General features: G+C 55.5%; 16 protein-coding genes. 8 read left to right on the forward strand and 8 right to left on the reverse strand.

All coding sequences use genetic code 11. The features are described from left to right. Positions 1 to 271: 271 nt before the first annotated feature. Complete coding sequence (locus tag CA54_RS11195; protein ID WP_146370854.1) at positions 272 to 487, reverse strand: Sec-independent protein translocase subunit TatA/TatB; 216 nt, start codon at positions 485 to 487, stop codon at positions 272 to 274. A 238-nt stretch (positions 488 to 725) separates the two neighbouring features. On the opposite strand from CA54_RS11195, the gene CA54_RS11200 reads away from it, so the two are divergent. The 4 genes from CA54_RS11200 (at position 726) to CA54_RS11215 (ending at position 5186) form a co-directional block, all read left to right on the forward strand. Then, on the forward strand, positions 726 to 2708 hold the full coding sequence (locus CA54_RS11200) for a hypothetical protein (RefSeq protein WP_146370855.1): 1983 nt from the start codon (positions 726 to 728) through the stop codon (positions 2706 to 2708). 510 nt (positions 2709 to 3218) lie between these two features. After that, complete coding sequence (locus CA54_RS11205; protein ID WP_146370856.1) at positions 3219 to 4094, forward strand: MotA/TolQ/ExbB proton channel family protein; 876 nt, start codon at positions 3219 to 3221, stop codon at positions 4092 to 4094. Then, on the forward strand, positions 4091 to 4510 hold the full coding sequence (locus CA54_RS11210) for an ExbD/TolR family protein (protein WP_146370857.1): 420 nt from the start codon (positions 4091 to 4093) through the stop codon (positions 4508 to 4510). The genes CA54_RS11205 and CA54_RS11210 overlap by 4 nt, the downstream gene beginning before the upstream one ends. 220 nt (positions 4511 to 4730) lie before the next feature. Further along, a complete protein-coding gene (locus CA54_RS11215) occupies positions 4731 to 5186 on the forward strand; it encodes an ExbD/TolR family protein (RefSeq protein WP_146370858.1) in 456 nt (151 codons plus the stop codon). A 268-nt stretch (positions 5187 to 5454) separates the two neighbouring features. On the opposite strand, the gene CA54_RS11220 is transcribed toward CA54_RS11215, so the two are convergent. The 4 genes from CA54_RS11220 to CA54_RS11235 form a co-directional block, all read right to left on the reverse strand. After that, positions 5455 to 5991 carry a GNAT family N-acetyltransferase gene (locus CA54_RS11220; RefSeq protein WP_146370859.1) on the reverse strand — a complete coding sequence of 179 codons (537 nt, stop codon included), beginning with the start codon at positions 5989 to 5991 and terminating at the stop codon, positions 5455 to 5457. Between the two features lie 77 nt (positions 5992 to 6068). Next, entirely contained in the window at positions 6069 to 7127 is a 1059-nt protein-coding gene (locus CA54_RS11225; protein WP_146370860.1) for a 3-oxoacyl-ACP synthase III, read from the reverse strand. Positions 7128 to 7250: 123 nt separating this feature from the next. Next, entirely contained in the window at positions 7251 to 7454 is a 204-nt protein-coding gene (locus CA54_RS11230; RefSeq protein WP_145379924.1) for a hypothetical protein, read from the reverse strand. A 396-nt stretch (positions 7455 to 7850) separates the two neighbouring features. Continuing rightward, positions 7851 to 8339, reverse strand: coding sequence for a hypothetical protein (locus CA54_RS11235; protein WP_145379922.1), 489 nt, complete (start codon positions 8337 to 8339; stop codon positions 7851 to 7853). Positions 8340 to 8606: 267 nt separating this feature from the next. Between CA54_RS11235 and CA54_RS11240 the strand changes: the two genes are divergently transcribed. Next, on the forward strand, positions 8607 to 9485 hold the full coding sequence (locus CA54_RS11240; RefSeq protein WP_146370861.1) for a deoxyribonuclease IV: 879 nt from the start codon (positions 8607 to 8609) through the stop codon (positions 9483 to 9485). A 245-nt stretch (positions 9486 to 9730) separates the two neighbouring features. Next, a complete protein-coding gene (locus tag CA54_RS11245) occupies positions 9731 to 10699 on the forward strand; it encodes an HDOD domain-containing protein (RefSeq protein WP_146370862.1) in 969 nt (322 codons plus the stop codon). Between the two features lie 187 nt (positions 10700 to 10886). Here CA54_RS11245 and CA54_RS11250 read toward each other — a convergent pair whose 3' ends face one another. Beyond that, positions 10887 to 12302 carry an aldehyde dehydrogenase family protein gene (locus tag CA54_RS11250; RefSeq protein WP_146370863.1) on the reverse strand — a complete coding sequence of 472 codons (1416 nt, stop codon included), beginning with the start codon at positions 12300 to 12302 and terminating at the stop codon, positions 10887 to 10889. Between the two features lie 239 nt (positions 12303 to 12541). Here CA54_RS11250 and CA54_RS11255 point away from each other — a divergent pair, with 239 nt between their 5' ends. Together CA54_RS11255 and CA54_RS11260 are read left to right on the forward strand one after the other, a co-directional pair. Further along, entirely contained in the window at positions 12542 to 13834 is a 1293-nt protein-coding gene (locus CA54_RS11255) for an outer membrane protein assembly factor BamB family protein (RefSeq protein ID WP_146370864.1), read from the forward strand. A 105-nt stretch (positions 13835 to 13939) separates the two neighbouring features. Continuing rightward, the gene (locus CA54_RS11260; RefSeq protein ID WP_146370865.1) at positions 13940 to 14611 is read left to right on the forward strand and encodes a DUF4328 domain-containing protein; all 672 of its coding nucleotides are present in this window, start codon (positions 13940 to 13942) and stop codon (positions 14609 to 14611) included. 65 nt (positions 14612 to 14676) lie between these two features. Here the strand turns inward: CA54_RS11260 and CA54_RS11265 are convergent, their stop codons facing one another. Continuing rightward, entirely contained in the window at positions 14677 to 14997 is a 321-nt protein-coding gene (locus CA54_RS11265) for a Rieske (2Fe-2S) protein (protein WP_146370866.1), read from the reverse strand. Between the two features lie 205 nt (positions 14998 to 15202). Continuing rightward, positions 15203 to 20308, reverse strand: coding sequence for a type II secretion system protein GspD (locus CA54_RS29285; protein ID WP_197532390.1), 5106 nt, complete (start codon positions 20306 to 20308; stop codon positions 15203 to 15205). Positions 20309 to 20497 lie beyond the last annotated feature (189 nt).

Consider the following 20497-nt stretch of genomic DNA (forward strand, 5'->3'; position numbering starts at 1 on the left):
GAGAGGCGGAAGTATTTTCCGCTGCAATCGATCAATGCAGTAGCAAATCTAAACCGTCAATAGACTGGAGCTGATAGAACGTGTGCCGGTACGACCGGATGACTGTGGCCAAATTGAGATAAACCCGCGGATCTTCTCGCTAAACAGGCCATTCAATAACCGTAAAGAATCCCTTTAGATAACCACTGATTTTGGACCCGTTCCATCGGCAGTTACCAATTGGATATCAAAACACCGCGGTTCCGTCCGGCACAGCCGGGCCAATACGTTACTAATCGTGCCGATCGTCGCCTTCCGGCGACTTCGTGCTTTTGACCAGATAAATCACCAGCACAGCGATGAGCAACGGCACGCCGATGAGCATCAAAAAAATCGCGGCGATGATCAGCAGTTCCATCGGACCAGGTAGAAACATCGGAAACTCCAGATAGCTGAGCGTGTTCTGATAAATATCGCTGGAATAGCAGGCTGCATCGTCTGGTGGCATCAATCACTGTACCGACGGCCATGTAGATTCGACAGTCCGAATCGAATCCGACCCTCACCGTATTGAGATAAATCGCAGCGGAATTCTTCTCGGTTTTCAACCAGCAATTTCGGCTAGCCAACCTGTCTCATATCCGCTAAAAGACTCGCTCCATTGTGGATCGGGCCCGCGGCAGTTGCGCCGTAGATGCCGCCGCACCTCAAAAAAATGCTTGCAACTTCTCATGGAGGAGAACTCAATGCCCGTCGGGAAATTGCGCCCTTACGGCCGTTCGCTCAGCGCCCTGTTCGCCGTTCTTTGCGGTTTCACCGTTGTGGTTGGGGGATTCAACGCCCACGCCGCTGACCCGCCCGCTGCTAAAAAACAAACCGCTCCTCAGCGCAAGCCGGCAACAGCCTCTCAAGGCAAACCGACATCCGCTACGCGCAAACGGACTGCCTCAACCGGCAAACGCCCGGCTGCGCCTCGCAAACGGGCGACTGCATCGCGCAAGACCGCAAAATTACCTTCCGTCAAAGCCATCCAAGCGGCCTATCACAAGAACTTCACCAAGTTCATGCCGCTGGGTGTTGAATACCGCATGACGATCACCGATACGGAAGCCGCGATTGAAACCGAACGGCAGCGTCTCAAGGAAAAACAAGACTTCACCAAGGCAAATCCGGGATCTATTGTAGTCAACGGGAAAGCGTTGGATGAGGCGCAATTCAAAGAGACCATGCGACATGTCGGCGAGGAAATTCAATACCTGACGCAGACCCTTTCCGACGAATCGGTCAAAAATCGCCTCAAGGGGTGGGTGATTCAGCGGCCGTATGTCTGGACCGATGGCCAATCACTTCATCTTCGCCGGTCAAACAATCCCTCCGCATCCGATGACACGTTGTTTCCCGGCGCACTGACTCCTCCGGAGAAATTATCGGAGCTGTATAACTCGATCGTGTTGGCATCGTGGTCGAAAGACAACGACCCGCCGCTGCGGTGTTGGTTCGGCGGAAATGCCCCCGGCCAGGGCCGTGTGGCAAATGTCCTCAACGACTGCATCGCCATTTCGCTCCCGCCGATGGGTTTTGTCAAAGAGGACTGGACCCACAAAAGGGATTGGCATGAATGGGATCTGTTTATGACCGCCGATCCGAGTCGTTTTAAAGTCGTCAAGCGGACTGAGGTCAAAGGCCGCGTTATGTATGTCATGGATGAAGTTGTTGAAAAAGGGGAGCGGGCGCGTGTCTGGATCGATCCCCGGCAAGGCGCTCTGCCGCTACGCATGGAATGGAGTTACGTCAGCACGGCCGATAAAGTCGTCACCCCGTTTCATCGCGACTTGCAGATCCTGGCGGTCAAAAAAGTCGCCAATGGCTTCTATCCGGCGAAAATAAGACGCCGCGATCTCATTCCCGACGCAAAAATTGCTCAAAAACAACGCGAGGAATTCGCTGCCGGCACCTTGGCCAAAGACGCGCCCCGCCCACCGTTGGTCACGGGACGTATCACTGCCTGGGAAGCCACAAAATTTGAACCGAAAAAAGCGATCGAACCGGCTGCTTTGGCACTCGCGTTCCCCAAGGGAGCTCTCTATATCAACGCGGTCGACGAACGGACCTACCGCACCGGCGATTCTCAGCCATTGCCCCCGGCACCTCAGCCTATTCAGCCCTCTCAAGTCGCGCCGCCGCTGAAAATTGCTGAATGGATCGACGGCAAATCACGAAATCTCGACAGCTTCAAGGGTAAGGTCGTGGTGCTCGTTTTCTCACAAAAAATGGGTGACACTCAAGACGATCAAAGCAACGACGACGCTGTCGCCTTCATGAAGACTCTCCAAGGAAAATTCGGCTCCAAGGGAGTCATCTTCTTAGAGGTTTTTGGTGCCAAGTCGAACATGCAGCGTGTCCGTGATTTCCAAAAAGCTCGCGGCTGGAAATCTTTGGTTGGCATTGATGCAACCACGAGATCTAACGTAGGGGCTTCGGCTGAGAAGTATCTCGCAGGCAACGATTCGGGGTTCGTCGTCATCGGTCGCAACGGCCGCGTTGCTTTCAACGCCGATGCACTCGAAGAAGAAACGGCCATGCAAATGTTCTACCAGGCAGCCCAGACGCTATCGATCCCCTGGCCGCTCGACAAAAATGGCCCAGAAGATCAAATCGATCAACAGCAGGTGCAAATCTTCGAACACATCGTCAGCAAACAAATCGAACAGGCGCTGGCACAGCCCTAGTGTAAAGCGATTTTCCGACAAGTCGTTTCAAAACCCTCTGACGCATCTCGCTGACACTAATATGTAGGTGTCCGGAACAAGCGCAAGCGGGTTTTGAAACTGGTTCTAGTCAAATTGCAGCAACTCAGCAAATGCAGGGTGCGTTGCGACGCACACCGTTACCTGCAGGACGAAACGCAATCCCAACGCAATCAGTGATGCACTGAATCGACTCAAGTAAACATGAGGAGGTTCAGACCCGTGCAAGGTCTGTAATGCATCACTTCGTCTCCAAGCGTTGTTTTAACGTGACGGAAGATATACGTGCTCCATCTCAAAACAGTCCTGAAATTCCGACCATAAAACACCACACGCTGTTTTAAGACAGCTCCATCCGGCCTCCACCGCAAATTGCACTTTCTTTTTTCCCCCCCGCGCAGTAATACGGCGCGACAGATTTCCTGAAAATACGCGGTTTCTTTCGGGCCAAAGGACGGCGCGACCTCTTCCATGGACAAAGGAAGTGTGCGGATGCATACGCGACGACTCGTGACAATCGTCTTGCTCGGCGGCTGTCTCTGGCTGGTGGTGGCTCAGACCGGTTTTGCGCAAGCTCCGACATTTGCTCAGGATCAACCTGAGGCGACGAAGCTGGACATTAAAGAAATGATCCAGGCCGGCGGGTACGTCGGCTACATCATCCTCGCACTCAGTGTGGCAATGATCGCGCTGATCTTTGAGCACCTGATCTCCATCCGCCATGCAACGCTGATGCCGCACGGACTGGCCGAAGAAGCCCATCGCCTTGTCGGCCTGCAGCAATACGCCCAAGCCGAACAGCAATGCAAACTGCAGCCCAGCTTTTTAGGCTACGTGATTTCCGCCGGTTTGGCCGAGGTCGAAATGGGCTACTCCGCCGTCGAAAAAGCGGTCGAGGATGCCAGTATGGAACAAGCTGCGCGGCTGTTTCGAAAAATCGAATACCTCTCCGTCATCGGCACACTCGCCCCCATGCTGGGACTGCTCGGCACGGTCTGGGGCATGATCTTGGCCTTCATGGAATTCGAAACCAAAGCCAATCCCCAAGTCTCGGAACTGGCTCCCGGAATATACCGCGCGCTCGTGACCACACTGCTGGGACTAAGCGTCGCCGTCCCCGCGCTGGCGGCCTTCGCAATCTTCCGCAACCGCGTCGACGAACTAGTCGCCGAATCGACGCTGATGGCCGAGCATGTCTTTACAAAATACAAACGCACCGTCGCGCAGCGTCGCCAGCAAAAAAAGAAGGCTGTCGAACCTGCCTCACAAACCGCCACTTCGCAACCTGCTGTGACGCAACCGTCAGCCAAAGCTCCCACACCGTCTCCGCCAACGACCGGTAGTAGCGAGGAGCCGACTTCGTCATGAAAGTCCCCTTGCGCCGCCGCGAACGCGGGCTGCATTTCAATATCACGCCGTTGATCGACATCGTGTTCCTGTTGATCATTTTCTTCCTGGCCGCCAGTCACCTCGCCCGCTCCGAAACCGCCCAAGCGGTCGAACTTCCCGAAGCGACGCGACAAACCGACGAAGCCGAACTGGCCCAACGGGTGGTGGTCACCATCACTGCCGAGGAGCGGTTTTTTGTCGGTGGCAATGAAATGTTGTTGCCGCAACTCGAATTTTTGATTCAACAAGCCAAGATCGATGCCGGCGAAGAACCGCTGGAGGTCCAAATCCGCGCCGATCGCACCGTCCCCTACGGCACCGTCGAACCACTGATGCTCTCTTGCGTTAAAGTGGGTATCACAAAACTAAACTGGGCGGTCTTGCCTACGCGGTGAGTGGCCAGTGGCCAGAGACAGAGAGGTTTAAACAACACCAACTTTTCTAAGCACTTGGTGGGTGCCACTGGCTCTGCCAGTGTTTTTATAAGTTGCACATACTTTGGACGTGGCACTGGCGAAGCCAGTGGCACCCCATCGAAACATTCGATCGTGATGAATCAATTGTTACTGGCCACCGGCCACTGACCACTCGCCACTGATTTGCACAGCAAATCCCATGAAACGCCCCCCTTATCCCCCCATCGATGAACTCTCGGCGACCGGCGCGATGACGCCGATGATCGACGTTGTGTTTCTATTGCTGATATTCTTTGTCTGTGCCGCCAGCGGACAAACCATCGAGGATCTATTGCCCACCGATATGCCCCCCTCCGGCAGCATCGAGGCGCCGGTCGTTCCGCCTGAAGAAATCGTCCCCAAGGTCAAACTGTGGATCTATCTCAGCCGCAGCGCAGAACAGCAGACCTTAATCGAGCTGGCTGACCGCGAATACGACAGCTTCGACCAGTTAGCGCCTGTTCTCCAAGAAGTCGCCAGACTCGATGCCGAAAGCCCGGTGATCCTGGACATCGACGATGATGTCCCCGTGGGCGACATGATCCACGTCTACGACCTCTGCCGCGCCGCCGGTTATCAATCCATCAGCTTCGCCGCCGAAGCGGCACGGCCTTAGTAGGCAGTATGCCGATTTTCAAATAAGCCTCACGCAAAGTCGCCAAGGCCGCTAATAGATTTGCAACGTTGATTCGGTTGGGAATGGTTTGCGTAGATCGCGTCGAATCTATCAAAGCAAATTTCTTTCAAAATCGATATCTCAACCACGCAGTTGCCACTCGTGAATTGGACTCTCCCGAGAACTCCTTAGCGGCCTTGGCGACTTTGCGTGAGGCTTTTTTCTGCGCATGGCATTGTGCGCGAGCCACTCGACCGCGTCCAGCGGATTACGAAATCAGTTGCTCCGCTTGCCATTCGCTGCGGGTGATTGAGAATACGCAATGTTCTGAATGGGCGTGTTGCACTCGTCGGCGGTTCCAGGACATGCCGATGTTCGTCGCCACCCCTTGCGAGGGGACGTTGACCGGACGGATCAGTGAGATGAGTTCCTCTTTGCCCAATTCCTGAAACGCAAAATCACGACAGCCTTGCGCTGCTTCCGTACCCAGTCCTCGCCTCCAAAACGGACGGTGGATTAGGTATCCCACTTCGGTTTCGGCGGTCGCCTCAATTAGCTGCTGAACCAACCCGACTTGCCCCACCGGTTCGCCGGTAGTTTTTTCGGTCACTAACCATAAGCCGTGCCCGTGCTGTTCGTATCGCAGAAGCTGCCGTTCGATCCACGCTTGAGCTTCGCTGCGTGTGTAGCATTTGGGGTAATACCGCATCACCTCGGGGTCGGACAGCATGTCTGCGACGAAATCTAGATCGTCCAACGACATTTCCCGCAGAGAGAGCCGCTGGGTTTGCAGAATGACGTTCATGCCTCACCCCCAAGCAGTTCTTCAGGTGTGGGTTTGGGAGACTCTCGCATATCCCTTTGGGATCGCCCGCCGGCAATCTAAGGATGGCCCAACCATTGCATGCCGAGCATGATGGCGTTCAGTCCGCTGCCGATACCCAGCAGCGCCACATGATCTCCTGCTTGAACATGCTTCCGTTCAATACCGACAGCAGTGGCGGTCGGCAGAGCGGCGGCTCCGGTGTTTCCTAAGAATTCCAGCGTCGAAAAATCAATTTCGGGATTCAGGTCCAGACGTTCGTAGAGCAGCTTTTTATGGGCTTTGCCGACTTGGTGTGTAAACGCTTTGTCGACCGACGCGTTGGTCCAATTCAGAGCTAGTTTAGTTCGCTCCCAAGTCACGGCAGCTAGGTCGATGCCGGCATGCAGCAGAGCTTCGGCATCGGTCAGCATGCGGGGGCGACCGTCGCCGTGGGTTTCGATCTCGCTGTCCCCCATGCACAGGTGATGGCTTTCGGAATCAGCGCGGAATTCGCCTCCGAGCAGGCGGTTCCCAGTCTTGCTCAACTTGCGATCACACAACACGATGGCCGCCGATCCCGATCCGATCGTCAATGAGGCAAATGCCAGTTTGACATCCTTGCGGGTCACGTCCGGATTGCGGAGTAGGGAGTCGATCGTGCCTTCGACCAAATCGCGACCGGTTTCGGTTCCCACCACGACCCCGGCGCGAATCTGCCCCAGTTCGATCATGTTGGCCAGAATCATCACGCCATTTAATATGCCCAGGCAGGCGTTGCTGACATCCAGTACCAGCGCATCGCCCGGCATGCCGGCTTCGTAATGCACACCGCAAGCGGTCGCCGGTTCCATTTGGTCGCGGCAAACGGAACCATGAATCAAGCAACCGAAATGGCGGCGGTCGATCCGCGAGGCTTCAATGGCGTCGTTGGCGGTTGTGGCACTGACGTGACCGGGCGAGGTTCCTGGCGGAAAAAATCGCCGTTCGCGGATTCCGGTCATCAGTTCCAAGCGGCCGACGGACATACCCAGCCCGTCATAGACTGGGGCAAGTTGCTCCTCGATATCCACGGAGCTCACGACATGCGGAGGCAGTGTGAAAGTCAGTGCCTCAACGCACACGTTCTGATAACGCATTCCGGGACATCCGCAGCAAGCGGCCTTCGTTTCGAGGGTTTTCTCATCCGACAGACTTGGCTATCTGATCGTTCCGGGTGAGGAACAATCAATGCCGGCGTCGCCGGTCCTGTGAAAACGCGTTCATGCATTGACGGTCGAGGTCGGCCCTTTTTCGAGCAAGCCCACCAATTCGTCGACTTCGGACAATTCCGCTTTACGCGTAGGATCATCCCCCGGTTGTGGATCACGGACGTCTAAGGCCCGTGCGCTCCGGACAAATCGCAGCCCGTCGAGTAACAGCTCACGCTGTTCTTTTGTCAGTTCTAAATTCAAATATTCACTCATTCGAAAAGTTCCGCCTTGTTACGGAGGACATGATTGTTCTGACCGACCACCGCTGGCGTGTCTTCCTATTTAAGAATACACCCCTATCGTAACGGTCGAACCGAGGCATCTCAAGTATGACACTGGTCTCGGTTGGCGAGTTTTTCGCAGTGGCGACTGGGGCAGCAGCCATATTATCCGCGATCCGCCCGGTTCTGAGATGCCGCGATCCCTCTCCAACATCGAACGTTGAGACAATTGTTCTTTGATGACATTTTCAGCGAGGTCAGTTCTGCTAAAGTCGGAATGACGTGCATCGATCCGCCAACCCCGCTTTGCGGTGACGTCCGACGATGCCGAAAGCCCGACCGACAATCACTAACCCGCACAGCTGTGCAGATCGACCGGCCTGATATCTTACGTCATTGGCGCCAACGGTTCGAACTGATTTTCCAACCGGATCAGCGCTTCGTCGGGATTGAGGTTAAATAGGGCCCGCCCGCCGGTTCCCCAGCGTCCATTTTGGTAGTGGAATAGCGCCGCCGCATCGCGAATTGTGTCGACAGCCGCCACGTCTTCCATATCGCCCCCTTCGATCGCTTCGAAGCGGATATTGACCGCTACAAACGCAGTGAGGAGCCCAGTTTGCTTATCCCGGGCAAACGTGACATTGTCCTCCCAACGGCAATCGATCCAGCGCAACCCACGGGGTTTTCCCAAGGTGACGGCAATGTCGAAGAACTTGGCTTCGAGCATTTCCCGCTGAAAACGAAACGCCTGACAGGCGCGACGGCCTTCATTGGATTTTAACCGCCGGCGCAATGGCACGACTGCTCCCAACATTCCCGCGACAATCAACACGCCCCCCACGAGAGAAGCAACTATGGTTAAAGCATTCCATTCCATGGCGAATTCCCCTAGATATTCGGAGCCATGACGAAATCTTAGACGCGACGACTGCCTCCTGGCAAGAACATCTTGCAAATTCGGCAGTCAGTTTCCCGAACCAGTGCTGGGCGAAGGGGTTAGGCAATGGCAGCAGAATTGCGTTTTCCAGCGAATGAGGTGGACAATTTCGACAGAGGCGGTTGACCGTAAGTGTCTGATATGTCTATGGTTATTGAACGTAAATTGCTTGGAAGTTTCACCGTTTTTTCAAGATTGAGTTCGACCATGCCCCTTCTTGGCGCCCATATGTCCATTGCCGGCGGTTACTACAAAGCGGTTCGCGCCGCAGCGGAATTCGACATGGACTGTGTGCAAATCTTTACGAAGAACAACAATCAGTGGCGTGCCAAGCCGCTCACCGAAGAGGATATCCGGCTGTTTCGCGAGGCTCTTGAAGAGACCGGTATCACGCACCCGGTCGCGCACGACAGTTATCTGATCAACCTGGCCAGTCCTGACGACGCGCTGTGGAAGAAGTCACTCGATGCCTTTGTCATCGAATTACAGCGTGCTGAGGCGTTGGGTTTGATCGGTGTGGTCATGCACCCGGGGAGCTTTGTGAAATCGAGCGAGGAGGAAGGGCTTGAAAAAATTGTGCAGGCGCTTGACGAAGCCCACCAACAAACCGAGGGCTTTCAAACACAGATTCTGTTGGAGACGACGGCCGGACAAGGGACGAATCTGGGTCACCGCTTTGAGCAGTTGGCCTATATTTTTGACCATGTCGAGCAAAGCGAGCGGCTGGGGGTGTGCGTCGACACCTGCCATATCTTTGCCGCCGGTTATGCGATCACTGAGCCGAAAGACTACAAAAAAACGATGAAGGAATTTGACCGCTTGATCGGCACGGACCGCATTCGGGCGTTTCATCTGAATGACAGTAAAAAGGAGTTCGGCAGCCGCGTTGATCGGCACGAAAAAATCGGCGATGGCTTTTTGGGTTTAGAACCATTTCGCAATCTGCTGAACGACCGTCGATTCGCCAAGGTACCGATGTATATGGAGACCCCCAAAGGCGACGAGGACGGAACCCCGTTGGATGAAATCAACCTCGCGACGCTGCGAAGTCTCGTCAAAAAACGCAAACGGACCAAACGCAGCTGACCGCTGGCGCCGAACGACCGGCAGGAGAGTGGTAGCGGTCGTGTCGATTGTGCGCCCTCACAAGCGAAGCAAGACATTCTGATATGTCACGCTTTTGATGGGGGTTGTAGCGGTGGTATTTGATGGGTGAGGTGGCAACTCGAAAAGCGATGGGCGGCGGCTTGCCCCCGTCGGTGGGCAAGCTATGTTTTTGACACACACTTTGTGTCATTTTCTTAAAATACGCCAACACAACGAGTCTTGCGATGATCGCCCCCACACCGAATCGTGCCATCGATGGCTTTTTGGACCGCATGGATCAGTTGCACTCTGCCCCTCAAGTGGCGCAGAAGATCCTGCTGCTCACCCGCGACTCCGACTTTGACGTCCGCACCGTCGCCCAGTGCATCGAAAGCGACCCGGCTTTGTCGGCGAAGATTCTGCGCGTGGCTAATTCCTCACGGTATGGATTGCGGCACAAAGTCACCAGCGTCCGCCAAGCGGTTGCATTCATCGGGCAGCGGTCGTTGCGGTTGATTGCCTTAACCTTTGGGCTGGTGGAGAGCATGACCCGCGGCGCGCGGGGCAAGCAATATTCGGAATTCTGGCGCCGCTCGCTCACGATCGCGACGGTGGCGGCCGAATTGGCAAAACTGAAAAAAGACCTCAACGCCGACGAAGCCTATTCCGCCGGGCTGCTGGCCGACATGGGCGAATTGATCTTCGCACAACTGGAACCGGAACGGTTTTTTGGAATTGTCGACCAACACCCACATGGTCTTGATCTACTAGAAGCCGAACGCGAGGAGTTTGGGTTTGCGCATCCTGAGTTGGGCGCACGCTTGCTGCAACGTTGGGAGTTGCCGGAAGAATTGATCGAAGCAGTCGCCTTGCATCACGTCGAGGGTGAAGAGACGGAGCTGTTGACCGTTGCCGTGCACGCCGGCGACTTGATGGCGCATGCCTTATGGACGCCGGATAACAAATACGTCGCCGCTTCGCAGGAGTTGCTGGCAGCTGAGTTCGGAATCGATCTCGATGGGTACATCGCGCTGGCTGTGACCTGCCAACGCGAGATTGATGAGAACGCCAAGATGTTCGGCATTTCCTTGGAAGGAACCATCGACTGCGAATTGTTGTTGGAAGAAGCCCGCCGCACCCACAACGAAGCCTCACTCGAAGCCGCTCTGGACCTCGATAGCATTACGTCTGCGATCGAAGACACATCGGTGTAGGTAAGAGGCGTGAGGAGACAGGCTTGAGGTGACATGTTGTGCGCGGGTCTCCCGACCCCGCACTCCCCCGACCGCAGGTCTCCCAACATCGGTATGAGACTTGAGTGAGGCTAGCGGGCCTCATCTCTCTACTTGGGAATGCCGGTGACATCCCCCTGACTCAAGCCTCAACGTTGTCTGCTCATCCCTATTTCAGATGCATCACGACCATCTTCTCCTCGGTCATTTCGCGGACAGCGTACTTGGGGCCTTCTTTACCGGTGCCGCTGTGCTTGAGGCCGCCGTAGGGCATTAAATCGGCGCGCCATTGTGAACCCCAGTTGATATGCAGATTGCCGCTGTCGACTTCTTGGGCAAAGCGCATGGCGCGGTCGATGTCTTGTGTGAAGATCCCCGCTGAGAGACCGAATTCAGTTTGATTGGCCAGCGAAATCGCTTCGTTGATATCGTCGAAAACGGTCAAGGCGACTGCTGGGCCAAACAACTCTTCGCAACTGATTCGCATATCCGGAGCGACGTCCGCCAGAATTGCCGGTTCACAGACGGATCCGTTTCTCTCGCCGCCGGTCACAAGTCGCGCACCGCTCTCGACAGCTTGCCGGATCCATTTCTCGACCCGCTCCGCATCCGCCTCACGCACCAAGGGGCCGACATTAGTCTCTGCTTGGAGTTGATCGCCGGCCGAGAGCGCTTCGACGCTCGGCTGCAGTGCATCGAGAAAGTCGCCATGGATTTTGCTGGACGTCAGAATTCGCTGCGCGGAAATACAGGTCTGGCCGGCGTTGGCGTAGCCGTTGGAAGTGATGGCTTTGACGGCGGTTTCGATGTCGGCATCGTCCATGATGATCACCGGCGAGTTACTGCCCAGTTCCATGGTGACTTTTTTCATGCCTGCCATGCGGCAAATGTTTTCTCCGACCGGAAAGCTGCCGGTGAAGCTGATCTTGCGCACGCGCGAATCTTCGCAGATCGCCTGGCCCAATTCGCTACCGGGCCCGGTGATGCAGGCGATCGCTTCGGGAGGCAGACCCGCTTCGAGCATGATCTCGGTCAGTTTCAGTGCCGACAACGGTGTGTCGGAAGCAGGTTTGATCAACACAGCATTGCCGCCGGCGATGGCAGGTCCAATTTTGTGGCAGACGAGATTGGAAGGAAAATTGAACGGCGTAATAGCGGCGACGATTCCGCAAGGAACCCGCAATGTGAAACCGAGTTTTCCGGCGGCACCCGGCGCGGCATCGAGCGGCACCATTTCGCCGGTAATGCGGCGGGCTTCCTCGGCGGAAACTTCGATGACTTCCCGCGCCCGCGAGGCTTCGAGGTTTCCTTCGGCTAGAATTTTCCCCTCTTCGGTACTAATCAGTCGGCCCAATTCTTCTTCGCGACGTTCCATGATCGCCGCGGCCTTGCGGAGGATCTGGCAGCGGTCCCAAGCGGACATTTTCTTCATAATCCGCGCCCCTTCGGCCAACGTGGCCAATGCCGCATCGACATCGGCAGCTGTGCCGCGGGGAACCGTATCGATCACCTCACCGTTGAATGGGTTGACGACATCGATCGTGTCGGATTTGTCTTGCCATTGCCCGCTATAAAACATCTGCATGGGAGCGTCTCCCCGTATGAGGTTTGTTGGGTTTGCTGATAGATTGCACAGGCTGTTAGCTTATCGCTGTGGTGATGTGGGGGAAAGTCGAGGGGGGAATTCTGGCATGTCCCCTGACCAAGTGGAGAGTTGCGGGGCTGTCGCGTTCGCATCGATTGACCTGCGCCGTTCCAGTCGCCAAACTGGAAGGCAGCCACAAACCTATTTCACTCCAGGCGTTGATTGAAGGTGTCATCGGTATGCGTATTTTTTCTCTGATTTCTACCGCGACCATTTGCTGGGCCCTTTCCGTAGCACTCCCAAGTGCCCAAGCTGAGAATTGGCCCCAATGGCGCGGTCCCAAACTGGACAATATCTCCCACGAAACCGATTTGCCCATCTCGTGGAGCAGTACAGAAAACGTCGCCTGGAAAATTCCAATGCCTGGACCGGGCGGGGCGTCGCCGATTGTGTGGGATGACCGAATTTTTGTCACGGCAGCCGCCGGCGATGATTTGTTACTGATGTGCATCAACACCGATGGCAAAGAGTTGTGGCGCAAAACAGTCGGCCAAGGGAACAAGACGGCCCGTACCGACGAAGGGAACTCCGCATCACCCTCGCCGTGCACCGATGGCAAACACGTCTGGTCCTATATGGGCAACGGCGCGATTGGCTGCTACGACTTCGACGGCAATGAGATTTGGAATTTCAACATGCAGGACCGCTACGGTCGCTTTGATATTCAATTCGGCATGACATCGACGCCGGTGTTGGATGGCGATCGGTTGTATTTTCAATTGATTCATGGTGACGGCGACGCGGCGACTCAGGAAGCGCTCGTGGTCTGTTTGGATAAGCTCACCGGCAAAGAAATCTGGAAGCAGCCCCGCCCCAGTGAAGCGGTTGCGGAAAACGAACATGCCTATGCCTCGCCAACGATTTATCGCGACGACGAGCGGGAATTCTTGCTGACGCATGGAGCGGACTTGATCGTGGCTCACGATTTGGACACGGGCAAGGAGATTTGGCGCAGCGGCGGCTTGAATCCGCCGGACCGTTACGACCGCACGTTGCGGCTGGTGGCTTCACCAACGACAGCAGAGGGAATCATCGTTGCCCCGTCCGCCAAGCGCAGCCCGCTACTGGCCCTGCGTCCGGATGGCACGGGAGACATCACCGATTCCAAGACCTATCGATTGTGGCAGCACAAGAAGACGCCCGATGTGCCGACGCCGGTGATTTATGACGGGATTGTTTATTTGTGCATGGAAAACGGAAACCTGACGACGCTGGATGCCAAGACGGGCGAGACGTTTTACAAGGAGAAGCGGACACACCGGCAACGCCACCGCGCCTCGCCGATCTACGCCGACGGTCACATCTATCTGACCGCCCGCGACGGCCGCATTACGGTCGTCAAAGCGGGCCCGGAATTTGAAGTGGTGTCCGTAAACGAAATGAAAGATTCGCTAGCCGCCTCCCCGGCGATTTCCAACGGCACGATTTATTTGCGCACGTTTGATAATCTGTGGGCGATTCGGAAGGAATAGCTGTGTGGGATGCTGCCTGTTCGAGAGATGTTTCATTCGCGGGCCAAATAAGTTGTCGTATGCGATTCATAAATCAAACTCTCTAGTGCTTACGGAGTCGATTTAATGGCTGATCCTACGGATTTTCGCGACACGTCGACATTGTCCCTGGTGCTCAAATCCTTTCTCGGTTTGTACTGCGCCTTCTCGCTGGTTGGCCTCTGGTCTGATTGGCTAGAAGTCCGGATGTTGCAAAGAATGGTTGACGGTGCATTCGTTGCTGAAGGCGAAGCCGATGCAAACGATAATCGCCAATTGGTAATTTTTGGCGCAGCGATTGTCGTGTACTTGATGACGGCAGTCTTATTTCTGCGCTGGACTTATCTTGCCAGTCGAAACGCGCGGTCGTTGGTAGCCGAAAAACTCGAATACTCTCCCGGTTGGGCGGTCGGTTGGTTTTTTGTGCCGATAGTCAATTTTTGGAAGCCGTATCAAGTGATGATCGAAATCTTCAAGGCATCGAATCCCAACATGGATGACGACTGGCAGGAGTCTTCCTCACCACCGGCCACATCGCGATGGTGGACGATGTGGGTGATCGCAATCATTATCGGGCGAGTATCATCGCGTATGTCGATGCGGGCAAAAACGCTTGATGATTTCCTGGCATCAAGCCAAGTCTCGCTTGTCGTCGATGTCGTATGCGTGGCCTTGGGGATCGCCGCAATTTCCCTCGTATCGTCGTTACAGACATGGCAAACTGAGAAATATGATCGTATTTCGACAGCCACAGTCTAGGGACCAGTCATTCACCGATTCTCGATGAAAATCGAATTGGAAATGACCTTGGGGCTGTCCCGTTCCTACTCCACCGGCACCGCCACCTGAATCTCCTCGCCGACGACCCGTACCTCGAAGCATTTTTGTCCGATGGCTGATTTGGGGTTGTCCAGCCAGGTCCCTTCTTTGACGCAGAATCGCCAGGCGTGCCAGGGGCAATAGACGGCGCCGTTTTCGACGTTGCCGGCTGCTAGGGAGGCTCCCATGTGGGAACAAATGTCGTCGATGGCTGAGTATTCGCCGTCCAGCAAAAAGACGGCCACCATGCGGCCTTCGATGGGAAATGACCGGCCTTCTCCCTCGAGGATCTCTCCCACGCGTGCGACCGTGTAAAACTCCGCCATGAAAACCGTTTCCCAATTTCAGGTTTGAATCCAACGGATTCCATCATAACGGCTGGCGGCGATTCGCCAAGTCGACCAAACATCGGCCTGCGGGAAACGGCTCTCCGCCGAGGCTTGTTGAGTGAGCGCATAAAAAAACCGCCGGTGGTCGTTGAGGACCACCGGCGGCGTCAATTTTTAGAGGGTTACTGGGAAGTACCGTTGATTAAAGCGGCACGCCGAGCAACTCTTCTTCTTCTTCCTGAATAATGATCCGCGGTGTGACCATCAGCATCAGGCTTTCGGTTTCACGTCCGACACCACTGTTCTTGAACAAGCGACTGATATAAGGAATCTTGTTCAAGATCGGGACACCGGCCATGTTCCGTCCTTCCCGGAGCCGCTTAATGCCGCCCAGGAGAACAGTACCACCGTCCGGCACACTCACAGTCGTGACGACCTGGACGATTTCGACGACCGGTTGTTGAACCGTAATCGATCCACCCGCCGCCGCACCAGATGTTCCTGCAGTACCCGTCGTACCGGCTGTTCCACCGGAACCACCAATACCACCGGTTCCACCACCGACGCCACCGGCACCGCCGAGTCCGCCAGCAGCTCCACCGCCACCGAGGCCACCGGCACCGCCGAGACCACCGCCGACACCACCACCGGCACCACCGACGCCACCGCCACCGATACCACCGCCGCCAACTCCACCGGCTGCACCACCACCGGCACCGCCAGCACCACCGGCAACACCACCTCCACCAGAGACGAATGAGAAGGTGAAGACGTCGGTCACATTCGAGAACTGAGGAATCACTGTGAGTCGCACATAGCGACGGTCGGCGGAAATGACCGCTTGGACCTGCATCTGCACACCGTCAGCGATCGTCTGAATGACCGGCTGGAAGCCGACCGAGAAGAATCCGACGACCGGAATCAAACTCGTGACGAACGGACGTTGCACTTGGCTAGTCACAGTAGCCGTTTGGCCGTTGAATAAAGTGACTTTCGGGGCAAACATAATATTGCTCCGCTCGTCACCCGTTGCGGCATTGATGAAGAAGAACGTTTCAATGTCGCTGAGGATCGCGATACCCATGTTGATACCGGCTTCAGCTTGGAAGTTTCCAAAGTCCGGAACACCGATGTCAAACGAACCTTGACGGAAGGGAACGTCTAAGTCAGGTGAGAATGCACCACCATTGGCGTTACTGTAACCAACGATCGAGCCGTACTTCGGATAGTTGTCCAAGTCGGGCAACTGTCGCAGCGGTGGATCACTAAAGAATCCCGTGCTGCCTGCCGTGCCACCGGTTGTACCCGCTGTACCACCCGCAGTACCCGCAGTACCCGCAGTACCCGCAGTACCCGCAGTACCCGCAGTACCCGTGGTACCCGTAGTTCCGGTCGTACCCGTCGTGCCACCTGCCGCGCCACTTTGCAGTGTCACGTTGGGATAGGTGCCGTTCGGAGGAGTCGTTGTACCCCAGCCACCAATAGGTGGGTTCGGTCCACCGACGTTGTCCTGCACGTCGAAGTCGAAGTCGATACCGATCCGTTCGAAGAACCGGTCCGATACAGCGACAAACCGGACTTCAATCGTGACTTGCAAGTCTTGCAGACGACGCAACTGGTCCAGCAACTCGGCAATTTCTTCGTGAACCTGTTGGGTTTGGCGAATGACCAAACTCAGGGTCGTTTCGAATTCGCTAATCGTTCCCGGGCCGCCGACTTCTTCCCAAGTGTCGGGAGAAACCGTCGTCGTAATCAAGTCGATTAAAGAGTCAAAGTCCGCACCCGAACCACCACCGAGCTGGGGGGTACGTGCGCCAGGCAATCCAGGAATCCCGCCGAAGGGCGTTTGTCCACCGGCTGCAGGTACATCGAAGAATTTCTGACCGCCGCTCACATTCATTTGGCTTGAGCCATCGTAGTCTAACCCGGCGTTGAAGGCGGGATTACTCGTGCTGGCTGCAGGGCCCATCATTGTGGAGGGAGTTCCGAAATTCGGAATCGGTACAACCAAGTCCGCTACGCTGTAGGTGACCGCCATCACTTCGCCTTGGCGGCGAATATCGCTGGTGATCTGCAGCACTTCGTTCTTGATCATGTAACCCAAGTGGCGGTGTTCCAGCAACAAATTCAAGGCACTCTTGAGTTGGATGCCGTCGACGTTGATCGTCACCGGGGTGTTTGTCGTCACGCCTTCGTCTTCCAGACCCTCGTCATCGATCCACAAGTTCACGTCGGCCAAGCTGCCGAGGTGGTTGAGGACGTTGGCGAGAGGCTCGTTGTCGAAGTGTAGCGAGACGGGACGTTCCAGATTGCGTTCGATCCGCTCTTCCGCTTCGGTCCGTCGACGATTGTCACCGGCGAATTTTTTGCGACGTGCGGTCATTTCCAACCATTCCTTAGGTGCCGGCATTGCATAGTCAGCGGTAAAGGGAATGGAAGCTTCGTCAACGTCTTGCAATGCATTCAAAAATTCATCTTGCTTGCGAGTACGAATGTCCTCGCTGCGTGAGATGTTTCGCAAGAATTTCGACTTTAAGATCATCACCTCAGCTTCGGGCGACTCAGGGCTGAGTTCTTTAGCTTGTTTGGCGATGACTTCCGCTTCGGCGTAACGTTGTTCCTTAACCAACTGATTGAACTCGTCCACCTTATCGGCGAAGTCTTGTTCGATGCGGATGGCAATTTCTACGTCACGCTTAATGTCGTTGCGGACTTCCGCATTGTGGTTTTGTTGGGCGATCACGGGAGCGTGTTGCACCTGATACGATTTGATGCTTTCACGTTTCCGATTGATTCGGCGAATCATCGGCTGCAGCATATCACGCGGCAGATCCGAATTCTCAACCTTCGTTAGGGTTTCACCCAACAGTTGCAACGCTTTTTCGGGTTCGGACGTTTTCAGGCGTTCGGCCCGGAAGTCAGCGTTCATCACATCATTGCGAAGTTTTGAATAGGCGACTTTTCGTTCATTGTCGACCGTAGGCAGCAACGAACCACCGTTGTCACCACTTTGCGGGGTGGCCAACTCGCCCTCATCGGCGAGGTATTGGACTTGCCGCAATTTGTTGTCGCGTCGCGGACGCAATTCCTGCAGGTAGTCCTGCAGTTGTTGTGCACGCCGCGGGCTCAGGCGGTCACCGGTATGGTGAGCCTGCAGAAAGTACTGATAAGCCTGACTACGGTTACCGCTGCGCAGTTCGCTTTCACCGGCATTGAACAAGTCCAATCCCGATTTATCCGACTGCGTGAACGATTGGTTGTTGTCGTTCTCTTCGTCGAAGCTCACGGCTGCCGGCGTACTGATTGCAGCTTCAGCTTTGGCAATCCATTTCAGAACCTGTGAGGGATCATCATCAAACGGATCGTAAGCGACGTCCAGCTTTTGGGCTTCCATTGCTTTGGCGCGGGCCGCGTCATACCGACCTTTGTCGGCGTAGTTGCGGGCCTCGTTCAGCAATTGGGTGGCCAATGCCTTGTCGTCCGTAGTGCTTTCGTCGACTTGAAACGCAATTTCTGCGTCGTCGGCGTTCTCCACTTGACCCTTGTCCCGGTCGCCACTGGCGGCTTGGATTTCGGTATCGCGTTGAGCAAAGCGTTGGGCTTGTTTGCCGGAGTTGTTGAAATAGTCGATGTCCGCCAAGACTTTCTCGGGGCTATCGTCCATCACACCGAACTTAACACCCAGTTGAGCGGCCATTTTCGCCTTCTCATGGGCACTGTCGACGTCTTTCGCCTTCAGGTCCAAGCGGGCTTGGTTCAGCAATTTCAAAGCTTGCCGCTTATCGGCGTTCAGATCGGTTTTCACCGGAGCAGCGGCCGGTTCGGCAAAGGGATTGACCGGTTCTTCTTCGAAGAGGTTATCGTTCGCCGCGATGTTGGACATCCGTTCTTGCCGGGCGATGTCCGCGAGGACCAGCCGGGGTTGATCGTCGAACACGTCATAAGCGACGGGAATCTCTCGTGCTTGCACCGCCTTTTGTCGGGCGGCTTCAATATCGCCGGCTGCCAGATCCTTGCGGGCCTGTTTGATCAAGCTTACGGCTTGAGCTTTGGGCGAATTGGCTTCTTGAGTCGTTTCGAACGGGGTTGCTGATTTCTCAGCGGCCGAAGGAAATTGGTTGCCGGTCGAACGTTGGTAACGTCCACCTTGGACGAATTTGTTGGCTTCCGCGTTTTCAGCTTCAGCAATGTTCATACGAACCGACTTGGGCCGTTTTTCCAACAGATCGTAAGCGACGTCCATGCTTTCGGCTTGGTCGACCTTCTTATAGGCCGCTTCAAAGTTTCCGGAGGCGATGTCCCGTTCGGCAGCAGCCAGCAGGCGTTGTGCCTGAATTTTAATGGCATCCGGCTTTCCGGTGGCGACCAACGCTTTTTCTTCCATGCTGTTGAGCACTTCGATAAAGGCGGTGGGTGACATTTCGCCGTCACCGTATTGAACTTTGCCTTTGCGTTCGAGTTGTTGTGCGCTTAAGGCGTGGCGATACGCTTCGTTGAGGCGTTTCGATTCGGCCGCTTCACGCGCTTTTTGCATTAACGAATCGGCTTTGACGCGCCATTCGTCATGCGGAGCTTCAGCCGGTTGGCTGCCGGCGACTTGGACGATGTCCCCGGGAACTCCGGTGGGGAATCGACGCGTCGCAGGTTGTGTTCCGCCAGCTTGACGGATTTCAAAATCATTCGTGCTTTGTGCGCGGGTCACCGTATTGGTGTCGTCGAACACACTTTCGTTGGCTTTGCGTTTGTAGGCCGCAATGTCTTCCAACAGCCGTTGTGGGCTGTCTTCCAACAGTCCAAAGCGGACTTTGATGTTCGCGGCTTGCAGTGCCGTCTTTTCGGCGGCGGCGACATTACCGCGTTCGAATTCATGGCGGGCATTGGCCAACCATTTTTTGACGGCCGCCTTGCGATCAGCCGATCCAAGACCTTGCGCCGCGACGGCGAACGGATTGGATGGTTCGGGCGATTGGCCACGAGCCGTGATCCCACGAGGCAGTGCTTTCAGTTTGCGTTCGGCGCGTGACAAATATTGTTCGAGTTGCGCCCGTTCTTCCTTGGCGAGATTTCCGGGAGCATATGTCGCAGCTCGGAATGACCGAACCGCGTCCTCGTAACGTCCCTTGGCGTACAATTCCTTGCCGAGTCTTAACAAAGCTCGTGACGACCGCTCGCGTGATGCGGCAGTCGTATCGTTCTTCTGTGATGCAGAACGCTTCGAGTTTGTCTCAGCGGCGAAACCTTGATGCCCACACCACAACGATGCAGTGATGAGGCTACCACAGGCGAATAATCCTAGTGCCTTACCCAACGTACCTACCTCCTTAAAGGTCCTAACAGCTTCCATGACCTAAATTAACCAAACGTGGGAGTGAACTCGCCGCCTGAGCCCGACATCATTGCAATGTCGCGCGCCGTGCGGCGAAATCACTCGAATGCGATAGTTCTCTAGCCAGACGTTGATCCCGGGCAGGGAGTGGATCCGGAGACGAACGTATCG

It is taken from the genome of Symmachiella macrocystis, from assembly GCF_007860075.1.
GTDB lineage: Bacteria > Planctomycetota > Planctomycetia > Planctomycetales > Planctomycetaceae > Symmachiella > Symmachiella macrocystis.